At 70.2% G+C, this 14,895-nt stretch carries 16 protein-coding genes; 2 read left to right on the top strand and 14 right to left on the bottom strand.

What is annotated here, in order from left to right:
- Positions 1–202 precede the first annotated feature (202 nt).
- Both BD833_RS10545 and BD833_RS10550 read left to right on the top strand, forming a co-directional pair.
- A complete protein-coding gene (locus BD833_RS10545; protein ID WP_166533112.1) occupies positions 203–1,603 on the top strand; it encodes an SIR2 family NAD-dependent protein deacylase in 1,401 nt (466 codons plus the stop codon).
- A gap of 72 nt (positions 1,604–1,675) precedes the next feature.
- Positions 1,676–1,873 (top strand): hypothetical protein, encoded by a 198-nt coding sequence (locus tag BD833_RS10550; RefSeq protein ID WP_166533113.1) that lies wholly within the window; start codon positions 1,676–1,678, stop codon positions 1,871–1,873.
- Between the two features lie 130 nt (positions 1,874–2,003).
- Here the strand turns inward: BD833_RS10550 and BD833_RS10555 are convergent, their stop codons facing one another.
- The 14 genes from BD833_RS10555 to BD833_RS10620 form a co-directional block, all read right to left on the bottom strand.
- Entirely contained in the window at positions 2,004–2,207 is a 204-nt protein-coding gene (locus BD833_RS10555; protein WP_135144844.1) for a hypothetical protein, read from the bottom strand.
- 238 nt (positions 2,208–2,445) lie between these two features.
- Complete coding sequence (locus BD833_RS10560) at positions 2,446–3,270, bottom strand: sigma-70 RNA polymerase sigma factor region 4 domain-containing protein (RefSeq protein WP_166533114.1); 825 nt, start codon at positions 3,268–3,270, stop codon at positions 2,446–2,448.
- A gap of 253 nt (positions 3,271–3,523) precedes the next feature.
- Complete coding sequence (locus BD833_RS23235; protein WP_166533115.1) at positions 3,524–6,895, bottom strand: LysM peptidoglycan-binding domain-containing protein; 3,372 nt, start codon at positions 6,893–6,895, stop codon at positions 3,524–3,526.
- Complete coding sequence (locus tag BD833_RS10570; RefSeq protein ID WP_166533116.1) at positions 6,892–7,266, bottom strand: hypothetical protein; 375 nt, start codon at positions 7,264–7,266, stop codon at positions 6,892–6,894. The genes BD833_RS23235 and BD833_RS10570 overlap by 4 nt, the downstream gene beginning before the upstream one ends.
- A 47-nt stretch (positions 7,267–7,313) precedes the next feature.
- Entirely contained in the window at positions 7,314–7,781 is a 468-nt protein-coding gene (locus tag BD833_RS10575; protein ID WP_166533117.1) for a pilus assembly protein TadE, read from the bottom strand.
- On the bottom strand, positions 7,778–8,248 hold the full coding sequence (locus BD833_RS10580; protein ID WP_166533118.1) for a TadE/TadG family type IV pilus assembly protein: 471 nt from the start codon (positions 8,246–8,248) through the stop codon (positions 7,778–7,780). The genes BD833_RS10575 and BD833_RS10580 overlap by 4 nt, the downstream gene beginning before the upstream one ends.
- Positions 8,249–8,264: 16 nt before the next feature.
- Positions 8,265–8,501, bottom strand: coding sequence for a hypothetical protein (locus BD833_RS10585; RefSeq protein ID WP_166533119.1), 237 nt, complete (start codon positions 8,499–8,501; stop codon positions 8,265–8,267).
- Positions 8,502–8,527: 26 nt separating this feature from the next.
- Positions 8,528–9,427, bottom strand: a complete 900-nt coding sequence (locus BD833_RS10590) for a type II secretion system F family protein (protein WP_166533120.1) — start codon at positions 9,425–9,427, stop codon at positions 8,528–8,530.
- Positions 9,424–10,290: a type II secretion system F family protein gene (locus tag BD833_RS10595; protein WP_166533121.1), complete on the bottom strand. Its 867-nt coding sequence runs from the start codon at positions 10,288–10,290 to the stop codon at positions 9,424–9,426. Before BD833_RS10595 ends, BD833_RS10590 begins: the two co-directional genes overlap by 4 nt.
- On the bottom strand, positions 10,287–11,771 hold the full coding sequence (locus tag BD833_RS10600) for a TadA family conjugal transfer-associated ATPase (RefSeq protein WP_166533122.1): 1,485 nt from the start codon (positions 11,769–11,771) through the stop codon (positions 10,287–10,289). The genes BD833_RS10595 and BD833_RS10600 overlap by 4 nt, the downstream gene beginning before the upstream one ends.
- Positions 11,768–12,550 (bottom strand): CpaE/TadZ family protein, encoded by a 783-nt coding sequence (locus tag BD833_RS10605; RefSeq protein WP_166533123.1) that lies wholly within the window; start codon positions 12,548–12,550, stop codon positions 11,768–11,770. The genes BD833_RS10600 and BD833_RS10605 overlap by 4 nt, the downstream gene beginning before the upstream one ends.
- 4 nt (positions 12,551–12,554) lie before the next feature.
- The gene (locus BD833_RS10610; RefSeq protein ID WP_166533124.1) at positions 12,555–13,289 is read right to left on the bottom strand and encodes an SAF domain-containing protein; all 735 of its coding nucleotides are present in this window, start codon (positions 13,287–13,289) and stop codon (positions 12,555–12,557) included.
- A complete protein-coding gene (locus BD833_RS10615) occupies positions 13,286–14,128 on the bottom strand; it encodes a hypothetical protein (protein ID WP_243737581.1) in 843 nt (280 codons plus the stop codon). The genes BD833_RS10610 and BD833_RS10615 overlap by 4 nt, the downstream gene beginning before the upstream one ends.
- Positions 14,129–14,238: 110 nt before the next feature.
- On the bottom strand, positions 14,239–14,856 hold the full coding sequence (locus tag BD833_RS10620) for a hypothetical protein (RefSeq protein ID WP_243737582.1): 618 nt from the start codon (positions 14,854–14,856) through the stop codon (positions 14,239–14,241).
- Positions 14,857–14,895 lie beyond the last annotated feature (39 nt).

Genomic DNA, 14,895 nt, shown 5'->3' on the forward strand with positions numbered 1-14,895 from the left:
CCCCCGATGGCTCACGGCCACAGCCTGGCATGTTCTGCCCGAATGTCGGGCCGCCGTCACGCTGCCCGTGGCTCTGGGCGCGACCGAACTATGGTCAACCGCGGATTCGATCCCAACCGCGCACGGCAGTCTCCAGCCCCCGATCGTCTCCCTGGGACGGGTCATCCGGGCCGGGCGAGCCGGTTCCTGGGAGTATGCGCCGGTGAGCGCCGCCGAACTCGATCTCGTCACGCTCGAGCGCCTGCGCCCCGTCGCGGTCGCCGGGCAGGTGAGCGTCTTGCTGGGAGCCGGCGCTTCAGCCGCGGCTGGCCTTCCTGACTGGAACAGCTTGGCAACCCAGCTGCTGCAGCTCAGCGGCACGATCGATGACGAAGAGACCGCCCGGGCCTTCCTGGCGGGACAAGACCCTTCCCTGGCCGCGGAAGCAGCACGAGCGGGAGCCAGCGACTGGCTCGAGCTCGTGCGCAGCGCCCTTTACCCGCCGTCTGTAGGGGAGCCTGAACCAGCTGCCCTGCACTTCGCGGTGGCGTCCCTGGCCGCGCCGCGCCTGGTCGGCGAGGTCGGCCTGTTCACGCTGAACTTCGACCTGCTGATAGAGCGAGCATTGCAGGACGCCTTGGAGGAGGTCGGGAGCGGCGCTGGCGTCCATGCCCGAGACACCGAGGACGACCGGGCCCCCCGGGGGGATTTTGAGGTTCACCACCTGCACGGGTACCTGGGCCAGGACGTGGCCGAGACTGGCGAAATCGTGCTGACGTTGTCCGACTTCACCAAGCTGAGTGCCCAGCCCTCGCCATGGCAGCGCGCCGCCCTGCAAGAGGCTCTAAGCCGCGGACCGCTGGTGCTGGCCGGCACGTCCTACCGCGACAGCGACATCCGCCAGTGGCTCCATGAGCTCCTCGCCACCCGCCCCGACAAGGGATTCATCCTCTTGGCCCGGGAAGGACTCGGGCTGTCCCGGCAGCAGTTCGACTTGGTCAAGGACGCCCTGGTAACGCAGTGGGCCTCCATCGGGGTGTCAGCGGTCTTGGTGCAGGACTACAGCGACGCCGCCCAGGCGATCCGGGAGCTGAGCACCCTCACCGAGCCGGGTTACCAGGCACCGAAGGTGCGAGCCGGTGCCCTCTGGGATGCCATCAGAGGCGATTTCGCCCAGTTGCAGCAGGAGCACTCCGACCAGCTGGCCGATGACCTCACTCGGCTTCGGCCGCTGCTTGGCGATGACGCGAACATGACCCTGTGGCTTGCCGATGGGGCCGGGCAAATTGTGCGGTGGAGTTCTCACGACCGCCTCTACCGGAGCCCGGCACAGCTGCGCCGGGTTCCGGTCGGCCATGACAGCCCCTGGATCGCTGGCCAGTGCCTGGGCCGTTCAGAGATCCTGGCTCGGGACCTTTCCGAGGCCATGAGCACTCGGCGGTGGCATTCGGTGGTGGCTGCGCCCTGCGTCGCCGACCTGCCCGGTGGGCCACCACTCCCGACGGCGGTGCTGAGCTCGGCAGCAACGACCCCGCTGGAAGATCAGGACCTGGATGCGTGGGCCGCGGTACTTGCCGAGCTGTCGGAAGAGTGGGCTGAGCGGCTGTCCACCCTGGCGGAGTGATGGCGGCCCCGCCTTCATGCCGTTGTCAGGCAGAACAGCTACGGTGGCTCCAGGCAGCAGGAGGAGGCGGCAATGAGGTCCACGAAGAAGACTTCGGTGCGCGAAGTCAGCCCCGGCACCTTCCGGGTGAACACGGTGCGCGGCCGCAGCGCCATGACCGGTCGCTTCGTCGCCGCTGACGCTGCCCACCGCCACCCTCGCACCACCGTGACGGAGCAATCCTCCACCGGGCGGTCGAGCACCCGTGGCTCTGACAGAAAGCAAGCCTGACCCACACCGGTCGCTCTACGCCGGCGGTATCCGCTAGGCGCACGCACCTGTCCCCGACCATTCGGGGCTGAACGAAGCAGGGCCCCCCGCACTTGGACTGCGGGGGGCCCTGTTCTTCTTGTTGCGGCTGTCAGCTCTTCTCGGTGACGCTGGTGTTCGGGTGCCGGGCAGCCGCTGCCCCCGAGATGAAGTGACCCGTGATCGCCGAGCGGTGGTGCGTGCCCGAGCCCCGGTTGCTTCCGGACTCGGTGACGCTCGTCCGCGGGTGCCGGGCGGCAGCCGCGTGCGAGATGTACCGGCCGGTGATCGCACTCCGTGCGTGGCCCTTGGCCATGTCGTCACTCCCTTCAGGTGGACGTCCTGGTTGGACGTCTCGTTGAGGGTGTAGTGGCCTCGGCGCCGTCAGCCCCCAGCTTTCTTGGTCGGTCGGCTTGGAGGCTGGTAGGCCGCGGCTCGGCGCAAGAGCGCGGCTGCAGCTGCGTCGGACACCCGCGAGCGGGCACGCTGCGCGGCCCGCTCTCCCAGCGACGACCGGTCGATGAGCCGGTCAATCTGGCGGACCTTACGGACGGTCATGCGACCACTCCCAGCTTCTTCAACCGGTCCCGGTTGTTGGCCAACATGCGCTCGACTGCCTTCTCGGTGACGCCTAACCGCTGTGCGATCTCCCACTGCTGCCAGCCCCACGCCGCATAGACCAAGGCTCGCTTGACGCGAGGGTCCGTGACCTTACGCAGGATCCGCTCGACTTCCTGCTGGTCGATGGTGTGCTGCTCGGGGCTCTCGATCGCGGACCTGTCCAGCTTCTGCAACTCGACGGGGTCGTCGATGGTGACGCGCGATGCCCTCATCTCCTTGGCCCACCACGTCCTGTAGACGTTGGCGAACCGGATGAGGCACTGACCGATGAAGAAGGTGCGCAGCGTGGCGCCCTTGGTGGCGGTCCAGCGGCGCTCGAGCAGGACGTCGCGGCGGAAGTGGACGAGGGCCTTGGCCACGGTCTCGCCGACGAGCTCGTCGATGGTGTCGCGGTCTCGGAGTTGATCGTCTGGAGGTGACGGCAGACCGCCGAAGCCGCGCTCCTTAATCTTGCCAAACATCCGCCCCGTGACCAGCCAGCCGGTGAGCACGTCGCTGCCATACTTCGCGAGCTCGGTGTTGAATACGTCGAAGTCGCGGCCGGCGAAGCCCTGCAGTGCCAAGTGGGTGACTAGGTCGGTATCGGCTTCCAACCGGGCCAAGCTGCGGGCGTGCTCGGTGTGGTTGTACTCGTCTAACCAGTCCTTCGGCACGCTGGCCGGTTTGTCATGCTGGATGCCTTTGTCAGGTCGTATGTGCGCCGGCGCGGTAGCGGACACGGCTGACCGCCGCGGCAGCCTGCCCTCCGCCTCGCTCATGCGCCCTCCCTGACTCGCGTGCGGTCAATGAACTTCGTTCACTGAGCGCCCGCTCTTAGGTGCAGCCCATGTCTTCATCCCCCAGATTCTTTTCAAGATTCTTGAGAGCTGGCTGCGAGCGGCGGCGCAGCACATGCCCCCTGCAGGGCAAGTGTGCTGGTCAGGTACGACAATCAGGGCAGGCTGCTGCCTCGCTCGGTGGGGGTCGGCTCCGTCCGTAACGGTCCGCCCCTCTGGCCACCACCGTCGCTGGTCAGCTCGCTTTGTGATTCCACTGTCGGCGGAAGAGGATCTCGGCGGTTCTAGGTGGCAGGTCTTCTTCGACCTCGGCGTCGTGGTTGGCCAGGATCCGGGCGACGTAGGCGTCGGCCTCCGCCCGGTTGCCCTGGGCATCGCAGGCGGCGACCAGGTCGAGCAGCGGCACGTCCTCGTAGCTGCCGGCTTTCAGCGCCACATGAGCAGCGGCCGCGGCAAGCTCGGGCTCGCCGACGGCGAGGTGGTGCGTCGCGACGGTGTGTGCGACATCGACGATCATGGCGGCGTACTCGTGGTCCAGCCGCGAGTTCTCATCGACCAGCCAGCTGTAGCCGCCGGGCGCACCCTGCCGCGACGTGGGCAGGTCGAACGGCTGCCCGGTGACCAGGTCGAGAGCGGCCTGTAGGTCCGCTATCCCGTCGACACCGCGGGCCAGTCCGCGGACTCGCAGGCGACGGAACAGCTCGGCGTCGATGAGGACATCGTCGACGCGATAGCGGCCGACCCCGCCGGTGGTGACCCCGGACGGGAGGTAGTCCGCGCCGGTCGCCGGGTTGGTGCCCAGCCAGGCGCGCACGATCGAGATCGACTGCCGCACCTTGGTCTTGCCGACGACATCGGGCTCGTTGGGCCAGATCGCGGTGGCGTAGCGCTCGCTGGTCACGCTGCCGGGCCGGGTGGCCAGGTAGGCGACGATCTCGGTGTAGAACTGCCGCCGCGGGTTGCGCTCGGGCAGCTTGCCCTGCGCCTGCACTCCGACCGGTCCGAGCAGAGTCACCTTCGGCCGCGGGCAGGACGGGTCGGCCCAATCGGCGAGGTCGGCGTCCAGGGCAGGGTCGGCGACCTCGACCTGGTTGCGGATGCCCGCATCCGTGGCGGGAGCCAGGGCGTTCAGGTCCTGCTCGGTGGTCGCGGCTCGATCCAGGTACGTCTGCACGGACAGCGGCAGCACCGAGTTGGCGATCCACGGCGAGGTGTCTGCCAGGCCGGACACCGGGACGTCGTCCGCTCCGGCCACAGCTGGTGGTTGCGAACGCGCGGCGCGGGATGGGTCGACGCGGAGGCCGCCGCAGGCGTCGGCGTGCTCGTCCCAAGGCTTGTCCCCGTGGGCCGGTGGCATGGGTCGGTCGTCGGTCAGGGTGGCCAGCGCAAGCATCTCCGCCAGCTGCGTGGCCTCGTCGGCCGGGATCTGCTGCGCGATCAGCTCGACTCCCAAGGCGGGGATGCTCAGCATGCCGGCCTCGTCGACAGTCAACTGCCAGCGACCGGCCTCCGCGTGGTCCGGGTCGTCGATCAGCACCAACCCGGCCGCGCCGCGGGCGCGCTGCTGCTTCATGGCGGTGATCAGCCGTTCCAGGCCGGCGCTGTCGCTGGCAACAGCCGGGGCGATGAACAGCACGTGCGCCGCCCACGCGTCGCCGGCCACGTCGCGCATCCGGCCCGACAGCAGATCGACCTCGGCCATTCGCATGGCCTCGGTGACCGATTCCAGGTGGCCGTCGAGCCCCGCGATCGCCTTCTCGACGTCGTCGGTGTAGGTCAGCCGGTCGGGATTGATCTGAGCCAACTCCTGGCCGAAGCCGACCAGGGTCACCTGCAACATCTCCGACCACGTGTTGTGTGCAAGCTCGGCAGCGAGGAACCGTGCCAGGTTCAGGCAACGTTCGGCGTCCCCGGACAGCGACAGGGGCGCGGCCCGTTCCAGGTCGAGCAGCCAGTGCTCGCCCTCGGTCGTGTAGCCCACCGACGCGAGCATGGGGAACGGTGCGAAGAAGTACGCCCGCCGCTGCTCGTCATAGGTCAGCGGATCATCGCGTCGGATCGACCAGCGGGTGCCGGCCGGGTCCACTGTCCACGGCGCCGGGGCCTCCGAGATCGGCTCGGTGAGTACCAAGGTCAGGACGTCGTCGGTCATGCAAGCGGCCACCACATCGGGCAGGCGAGCGCCGTCGACCCTCGCCAGCGCCTGCACCAGTGCCCGTAGCGCCTGGTCCAGCCAGGTGACGTCGGCACTGCCGACGCTGCCTGCCTCCTGCAGCGCTCGTTCGACGTGCAGCAGCTCTGGTGGTGTGCTGCCGATGATGCGGCCGGGACGTCGCTGCCGGAATTGCCTGCGGCGATAGCGCAGCAGCGCAGTCAGCGAGGCCCCGGCCAGCAGCAGCCCACCGCCAGCGGCGAAGGCGATCATCGGCAGCTCCACGGTGCTACCCGTCGAGGTCTCCTCAGGCCTCGCGGGCAACGGCTCGGCGCTCGTCGGTGCAGCCGTGGGAGACGAGGTCGGGGCGTTGGTGGCCGGGCCGGGCGCGGGCGGAGGCGGCGCATCGGTGCCCGGCGTGGTCGAGTCAGCGGGCGGGGCGGCGCTCGGGGCTGGCCCTGATGGCTGTGGCGGCTCGGTCGTGGGCGGTGCCGGCTCGGCTACAGGAGGCCCGGGTGCGCTGGAGGCGGACGTCGCAGGACTGGTCGGGTCCGGGATGCTCAGGGTCCAGCCCGGTCGGATCAGCGACGGGTCGGTGTAGGTGGCGCCTGCGGGCTGACTGCGTCCCCGGTTGAGCTCCCAGGCTTGTCGCCAGTTGTGTCCGCTGCCGGTGATCTCCTCCGTGAGGTCCCACAGGGTGTCACCGGGTTCCACGGTGACGTCCTCGATGAGAGTCGCGGTGGTCGGGGCTTGGCCCATCGGCGGCAGCCGGACCGCGTCGGGCGGCAAGACCAGCACCGTGCCCGGGAGGATTTCGTTGTCCGGACCGACCGAGGTCGGGTTGAGCCGGGCGATCTCCGGATACCGCAACGGGTCCCCGAGATGCCGCTCGGCCAATGCCCACAGGGTGTCCCGGCGCTGCACCTGGTAAGTCGTGGTCTCAGCCGGAGGTGTGTGCTCGTCCGGCATCGAGTAGGTGACGGGTGTCTGCGCTGTGACCGGTGCGCTGGCGTACTGCGCCGACGACGGGACGACAGTGGATGTGGCCGAGACCGGAAGCGGCGGCGCCGTTGCGGTGGATGCGGGGCCGCCGGTGGTCAGTGGAGCGACGGTGAAGCCGACCGCGACGGCAGTGACCAAAGCGGCGGCCGGGCGCTGGAAGGTTCCCAGGCCGGGGAGGGCCGGAGCCGGCCGTGCGCGGGCGAACGCGACGACCTCCGCCACTGTCGCGGCGGTGAACAGGGCCCAGCACACCCACACGCCTGCTGCGAGGACGAGTCCAACCAGCTGTCCGTTGTCGCGGGACGTCAGGACGGCGCCGACCTCGTCCAGCGACGGCAGGCTGTCCGGAACCAGGTGCAGCACCGCCAGGAGCACCGGTACGCCGACGACGACGGCGAGCAGCGCCACAAGGGCGCCCACGGCCCTGAGCAGGAGGGCGACGCGGCCGGTCACGACAGTCCCTCACCGGAGGTGACCCCGACCAACAGCTGAGCGGTGTGCACGCGGGTCTGGCTGACCGGGATGCCGAGCAGCGGTGTCGAGTCGGTGACGGTCACGCTGACCTCGACGATGCCGGGACCGGTGACGGTCACCGTGCCGGTCGCGCCGGCTCGATCGAGGTAGGAGCGGGCCGCGGTCGCCGCCAATTGCGCGTCGGTGCTGCCGCCGGTGGGAACCGGGCCGATGGCGATGCTGGCCGCGCGGGCGGCCTCAGCCGAGTACGTGTCGGCGCGGTTGGCGGTCTGGATCGCGGTCCCGGCGTCGACAAGCGCGGTGACCAGGACGCCGGTGATGAGCACGATGAAGCAGAACAGCACGGCCACGGACCCGCGGTCGTCCTGGAGTTGATCGCTGGCTTGCGAGCGGGGTGTCACGACAGGTCCCTGGCAGGGTCCAGCGGGCTGGTGGCGCTGTCGTGCAGCGTCCGGGAACCGGGCAGGCCGGCAACTCCACCGATGTCAGACAGGTCGACGGTGCAGGACACAGCAACGGTGACCGACGCCGAGGCGCCCGGCGGCGCGATGAACCCGGATGTGTCGACGCTGACCTGGACGTCGATGCAGAGCAGGCCCTGGCTGGTCAGTGCGGTGGTGGCAGTTTCGGTGGCGATCTGTTGGGCCGCGGCGGCCGATCGGGCCAGCGAGGCGTCCCGCGCCGCGATCCCGGCAACGCCGCTGATGCGGTCGCCGGCCAGCGCGATCCGGGCGCCGACCACCAGCATGGCCACCAGGAGGAGTCCGACCGGCAGCAGGATCGCCAGCTCGACCGACTCCGAGCCGCGGTCGTCCCGCCACCGCCCTTGACGGCTGGTCGTGGCCGGCTGCACGTCGCGACTCATGGCGAGTCCGGGGTGGTGAAGCGTTCCTTGCCGCGCACCACGGTGACATCGACGGTCGGGGCGAAGCCGGGCAGCGGGATCACGTTGGGCACGCTGGCGGTGACGTGTACCGAGACCGTGGTAGCGGTGTCGGACTCGGTCACCGAATAGCCGGTGATCGTGCCGGTGCCGAGGTTGTCCAGGTACGTGTCCGCCGCCGCCCGCCCCGCTCCCCCGACCGCCCCGTGGACGCTCGCGGCGCGGGCTCCGGCGTGCGCCGCGGCGTCGGCCGCTTCCCGGGCGAAGTACCACAGCGCGAGCTGCGGGCCGGCCAACAGCAGCGCGACGATGATGGGGAACAGAATCGCGAACTCGACGCTGGATGAGCCCCGCTCCCTTCCCCGGCCGCGATCCCGGAGAGAGCCCGGGCGCGCGACCGGACCGTGCGGCGAGGAAGCCGCACGGTCCGCAGTACGCGCCTCGAGCATGGGATGGCTGCCCGTTCTACTGGAACAGCGACGTCTTGCTGGCCACGAACGCAATAGCCGCTGCGCTGACCGCGCCGCCCAGAGCGATGGCCAGGATCACCATGAAGGCCTTCTCTGAGGAGTCCGAGCCTCGGTCGTCGGCGACTTGCTCGGTGCGCAGCCAGGCCAGGACCGACAGAGCCATGACAGACAGGGCCATGACGCATTGCGCCACGATGGCCTGCTCACCCCGGCGAGCCGTGGGCTGGAACATGGGAAACCTCCTGGTTGGCGCTGCGGTCACGATGAGATCCCGAACATGCGGAGCATGAAGGGAACGAGCACGAACAGGGTCAGTCCAGTGACCAGCAGGGCCAGCGGGCGCGACATCCGCTCGCTGACCTGATTGGCCTGGGTACGGGCGTCGGACAGCTCGGCGTGGCGAAGCGTGCGGGCGCTGGCCAGCAGGGTGTTGTAGACCGAGGCGCCGTCGGCGGCTACTGCCGCGATGTCGGCGAGGTTGCGCAGCTCGGCGACCTGTAGCTCCTCACCGAGGTCGCGCAGCTCGCCCCACGGCTTGCGGCCGGACAGCGCTGCCCGGCGGATGGCGCGGCGCATGCGAACGAACGGCATGCTTCCCGAGATCTCGGCGGCCTCCTCCAGCGCCTGCTCCACCGAGCCGCGCGCCCGACGTTCACCGGCCACCAGGGTGAGGAAGGACTCGAGGTTGCTCCGGAACTCCATCCGCGCCTTGTCCGCCGCCTCACGGGCCTCGGCCGAGGGCAAGAACCACCCGACGACGGCGATCCCGAGCCCGACCGCGGCGGGCAGGACGAAGGGCACCGGAACGTCGACCAACACGAGCACCAGGCCGAACAGGGACGGAGTGAGCAAGCCGGCGAGTGCCAGGGTCAGCTTGCGGGCCGCCAGCTGAGCGCGGGTCCAGCCGATGATCGACAGGTCGGCGTCCGAGACGCCCAGATGCCCGTCCAACACCCGCGCCACCGGCACCGGCAGCCAGTCCCACCGGTTCTGAATGGACGCCGGCACCGACGGCGCCGTTCGCACGGTCGGCTCGGCCGCCAACTGCTCCAGTGCGGCCACCAACGACGGCGGCGCCGGACGCAGGGCACGGACCCCGAGTACGAGGCCGCCGGCGATCAGCATCCCGGCGAGGGTTGCCGTCTGCAGCCCGGTCACGGATTCACCGGAGCCGGGGCCGGATCGAAGAGCACCCGCGGGGGCTTGACCGGCTCGGACAACCGGCGCATCCACCGCAGCGAGGTCGCGAAGATCGCCACCACTGCCAGGAGGGCGATCTGCCCGGCCGGCGTCGAGTAGCCCGACAGGAAGGTCCGGGCGAACAGCGTCATCCCGACCACCAGCACCAGCGTCACCACGACGATGGTGCGCATGTTCGACCGCGGCTTGGCGCGTTCGGCCTCCACCTCACGGACCATGCGGGAGCGGTCGTCGAGGTCGGCAGCCAGGGCGGTGAGCACCTCGGCGAGCCCTGGCCCCCCGTTGCGCTCCCGCAGGATGAGCACCATGGCGATCTTCTCGGCGGCTGGATCGTCGATCTCGCGGGCGAACTGGCGCAGCGCGGTCTCGGTGCCCTGCGGCCCCATCCTGTTCACCAGGTTGGTGACCGCGGGGGCGAGCGGCTCCGGCACCGAGCTGAGGGAGCGGCGCAGAGCATCGCGCGTCGAGCCGGCGGCGCCAGAGCTGATCAGGTCGGCCAACCGTCGCGTCCAGTCCGCCAGCGCCTCGGACGTAGCTATCAGTCGCTTGGCTGCCTGACCGCCGCCGAGCACCTTCGGGATGAATACGACGCCGCCCGCGGCGCCCAGCGCCGCGGCCGGCCAGCCCGTAACAAGCAGAGTGAGAACGCCGGCGGCCAGCGCACCGAGGAGCAGTGGAGTGGCTCGCCGCCAGGAGGACGAGCGCACCGACGGCGAACGCTCCGGCAGGAAGGAGACGCCGCGCACCGCCCCGACGACGCCGACCAGGCCGGCCGAGAGCAGCAGCCCGGACAGGGTCAGCAGCAGCGCGCCGGCGGTCACGACGCACGCTCGCGGCGGTGGAAACCGGTGCGCCAGTCCGAGGCGCCCGGCTGCAGCCAGTCCAGATCGAAGCCGGTCGCGGTCAGCCGCTCGGCCAGTGACTCGCTGAGCATCCCCGGCCCGGTGGCCTGCGCGCGCCCGTCCTCCGCGCGCGGCGCGAAGATCGGCTTGAGGTCGGGTCGACCGGAGTCCCCGATCGGGCCGAGTTCGTAGATGCCCGAGACATACCGGGCGTAGTCGCGGTCGCGATGCACGTGCACGACCAGGTTCAGGGCGGCCAGTGAGCGCAGGACCAGCTCCGGGGAAGGTGCCGGATGCGCCTTCAGCGCGTTGATCAGCACCTTGTCGAACACGCCGGCGGCCGACGGCGAATGGATCGTGCACATGACCGACGAGATGCCGCTGGTCGCCGCCTCCAGCAGATAGGTGACATAGGCGCCGCGGACCTCACCCACGAGTACCCAGGTCGGGGACGCGCGCAGTGCCAGGTGCAGCGCATCCCCCATGTCGAACCCGCCTCTACCTTCGGCGTTGGGCAGTCGGGACTCGAACGGTCGGCACACCGCGTGCCGCCTGACCAGCTGCCGGCGGTCGGGATCCCACCGAGGCAGGTGCAGGCCCAGCTCCCGCTCGTCCTCCACGGTGATGACCACGTTGTTCCACGGGATCGCGTTGCCCAGCGCACGCAGCAGCGTCGTCTTGCCGACCCCCGGCGCTCCGCTGATCAGCGGCGATGCGCCGGCGAGGATCGAGGCATGCAAGAAAGCTCGGACCGGTGAGTCGACCATGTCCATGCCGTGGAGGTCGTCGAGGCTCGGATCACTGAACCGGTGCACCCGGATCACCCCGGCCGGGCGCGGCAGCACGTCCATCGCCGCCTGCAGCCGGGCGCCCAGCTCGGTCACGCCGTTCAGCCGCACGTTCAGAATGGGGTTGGCCGAAGAGAACTCACGGCTGGTCTGCCCGTCGTCCGACCGTGAACCGATTGACCGCAGCAGCTGCTCGAGCTCCTCGTCGCTGGAGGCGATCGCCGGCCCGGGCACCAGTTGGCCACTGGCCATCCGCAGCATCGTCGGCTCGCAGCCCTCGAAGTGGATGTCCTCCACGTCGTCCAGGGCCATGAGGGGAGCCAGTCGCCCCAGCCCGTCCAGCTCGGCCAGCACGGCCTCGAAGATCGTGTCTTCGGTGGTCACCGTCGGCGCCGGACGGCCGCGGTTGGCCTCGTGCAGCAGCCACTGGTCGTACTCGTCCCGGATCAACTTCCGGGTCAGCTCTCGCCGCGGGCCTGGGGCGTAGTTCCTGTCCTCCACCGTCAACCGGGTCGACACCCGGTCACGCAGCTCCACGACGACGCGGTACTCGGTGCTGTTGAGCTCTCCGGTTTCGATGGGCGTGGCGTCGACCGGCGCGGCCGCCGGCCGCAGCAAGTCACGGCCGGCCGGGACTTCCCACCGCGGCGACGCGGTGTCCTCACTGCTCATCCGGCCACCGCCTCGGCGACACGGGACGCCTCCATCGGACTGGTCAGCGTTTGGGCCAGGGAAGACGCCGCGCGCAGCAGGGCGGACCGTCGCAGCGTCTTCGGACTGACGGTCGCGCCGTCGGAGAGCGCCTGCGCTGTAGTCCGGTCATAGGGCAACGTGCCCGCCAGCGGCAGGTCCAACGCCTTGGCAACTTCGCCGGCGGAGTACGGACCGTCCCCGACCACGAGTGCGGAGACCTTCCCCAGGTCGCCCAGTTCATGGCGCAGTCGTTGCGTCGCATCCTGCGCCGCGTGCACCGACCGCACGCTGGGCCGCACCGCCAGCAGCACCCGATCGGCGGCTCGCAGCACCGGCCAGCATCCGCGCTCGGTCAGCAGTCGTCCGGCGTCGACCAAGGCGTCCCGCCCGATCGACGCATTCGATGTGTGCAGGGCCGACGCCAGCCGCTCCCATGCCTCGGCGGTGAACGAGGTGCCCTGCGCGGCGGTCGTCACTCCCGGAACCAGCCACACCTGCGGCTGCTCGGGGACCTCCACCGCATGCTCGACGAGTATCGTGGCGGCCTGCGTCGCCGGGACACCCCGCCTGGCCGCCGTCGACCATGACAGCAGTCCCCGGTCGACGCTGACCCGGCCGGCCAGCAGCCCCGGCGCCATGTCCCCGCCGGCCGGGTCACAGTCGGCCACCAGCAATGGCCCTGGCCACGCCAGGGCCAACGCCCAGGTCGAGGTGGTCACCCCGGGCGCGGCCTTTCCCGAGGTCACGACGGTGAGCATCGGTTCACCGCCCCGCCGGCAGCAGGATCAACGCCAGGTTGCCGGTCGATGCCAGTTCGGCCACCTGCACGCCGTCGTCCGCGCTGACTCGCACGTCGACCACCGTCACTTGTGTGGCCTGGTTCAGCGGACCGACCTCGGCGACCGTCGCGTCGATCTGCTGATCGCGATCGCCTCTGGGCTCGTCCGTCGGGGTACCGCTGCCGATGGTCGAGCCGGTGCTGCCGGGCGTCGCCACGATCAGTACCCGCTGGCCTGGGCTCAGCCCGCGGGCCGGAAACTGCCCTTCCTTCAATGGCAGGGCTACCAACATCTCCCCCGCCGCGAATCCGCTGTCCGGGCCGACCTGCGCGCCGGTCAGCAGCTCTCCCCGGGTCAGTGGGACCTGGGCGACCATCCCGACGATCTGGGACCGCTGCGACGCTGGGATCGGTGACAGGTTGGGATCCGACGTCACGTTCGCAACCGCCAGATCCTCCGTGGTGATCGTCGAGCCAAGCGGCACGTCTCGGGCGACCGCCAGCACCTCCGTGTGCGCGGTCAGCATCTGGCCGGCGGCGAGAGCCAGCAGCCCCCCGAGCAGCACGAGCAGCACGCTCAGAACCAGCGACTTGCGGCTGGTACGTCTCCTTGCCGCGGCGCTACGCAGCGGAGGAGCCGGCGGCGGCGCGGCCTCGGGCGCCGGAGCCGGATAGCGCCCGGCCGCCGGCGACACCATCCCGTCGACCCGCGTCGTCACCTGATCACCACCGACTGCACCTCCGCCACCGCGAACGTCGCGTTCGAGGTCGTCGTCAGACCCGGCAGCGTGCCGGTGGCCCCGGTCGACGAGGTCCAGGTGACCGACCACTGGATTCCGTACGTCGCCGTCACCCGCCCATCGGGCTGGTGGATCGATGAGTGCGGGTACCGGTAGTCGCAGCCCGCCGGCGACGGGGTCCACACCCCGTTGCCCGGCCGCCAGGCCACGCCAGGACCGGGACACGACACCGCGGCAGCCCCATCGCCCGGCGTGAACGACAGCGACGTCGGGGTCACGCTCACTTCCGCCCACACGCCTCCAGCGTCGGCACGCGCGGTCAGCGCTCGGAAGGATTCGGGGGCGGTCCAGAACCAGGTGTAGGCGTTGACGACCGTGAACGGCTGCCCGTCCTGCAGCGTCCCGGCCGGATATCGGCCCGTTGTCGGTGACGGCACAGTGAGTGTGCTGAGCGCCTGTTGCGCGAGCTGCGCTGGATCGATCGCGGGCGGAGCCGCTGGCGGGGTCGCCGACCAGAAGCTGAAGCCGTTGGTACCGGGGAACGCCCCACCGCCGGTGTAGGAAAGACAGCTGTAGATGGCGCCATCCGTGCGACCGCCCCAGATGGGCGAGTCCTTCGGAGGCTGGTGGGCCATCGCCTCCACGTAGCACTGCATGTCCTGTGCCCACCATGCCTGGCCGTCCTGGCAGGGAATGACGGTGCCGGAGGGGCTGACAGTGCAGACAGCCGGCGAGGTACCGCCACCGGCGGCGGGAGTTGTTGCGCTCGTTGGGGCCGCCGTCCCGCCGTCACCCTCGCCCGTCTCGACTTCGACCACGCAGATGCCGTGCGAGTCGTACTGCTGGCAGGTCGCCGGGTCAGCGACAGCAGTCGGTGGAAGGACCAGCGAAGCGCAGACGCACAGCAGCGCACCCGCCAGGCCGAGGGCTACTCGTCGCATGACTGCGCCTGCCGGTTCGGTGCCTCGCTGACCCGCCACGACGACGTGTCCGGATAGTTCGGGTTCACCACGGTGAGTTGCTGGATGAGGTATCTCGGACGACCGGGCGGCACGATGGACGACCCGGAGGCATCGATCGCGTCCACCTCGCCCACGTCAACGCAGGCGGTGACGACGACGGTCGGCAATACGGGTGACGGCGAAGCGGCGGGCCTGTTCGAGAGGTCAGTGCTGGCGGCAGACGCGGTCACCAGTTGCGACCGGCCGGCCTGCCGGTAGCCCTGAGACCGGAACTTGCCGATCGCCGTGGCCTGGGCTGTGGCTTCCGGAGCCACAGCGACCTGGTGGATCCCGTCGAGCGGGAGCGACGGGTCGAGGTACAGGTCGTCGATGGTCTCCAGGTAGTCCGGAACGAGCGCGATCGCCAGTGCCTGCGCTTCCTCGACGGGGCCCGGAGTGGGCGGTGAGGGGCTCGGCGTCTGAGAAGGCGCTGTCCCAGACATCGGCGGACTCGACGAGCCGGGGTCGGACGACGACGAACAACCCGAGGCCGTCAGCGCCAGGAGCACCGCGGCTGCCCCCGCCACCGTCCGTATCACCGTCACGCCTGTTCACCTCCCAGCACGTCACCGTCCGTCGACCGA

This window comes from Blastococcus xanthinilyticus (assembly GCF_008124835.1).
GTDB lineage: Bacteria > Actinomycetota > Actinomycetes > Mycobacteriales > Geodermatophilaceae > Blastococcus > Blastococcus xanthinilyticus.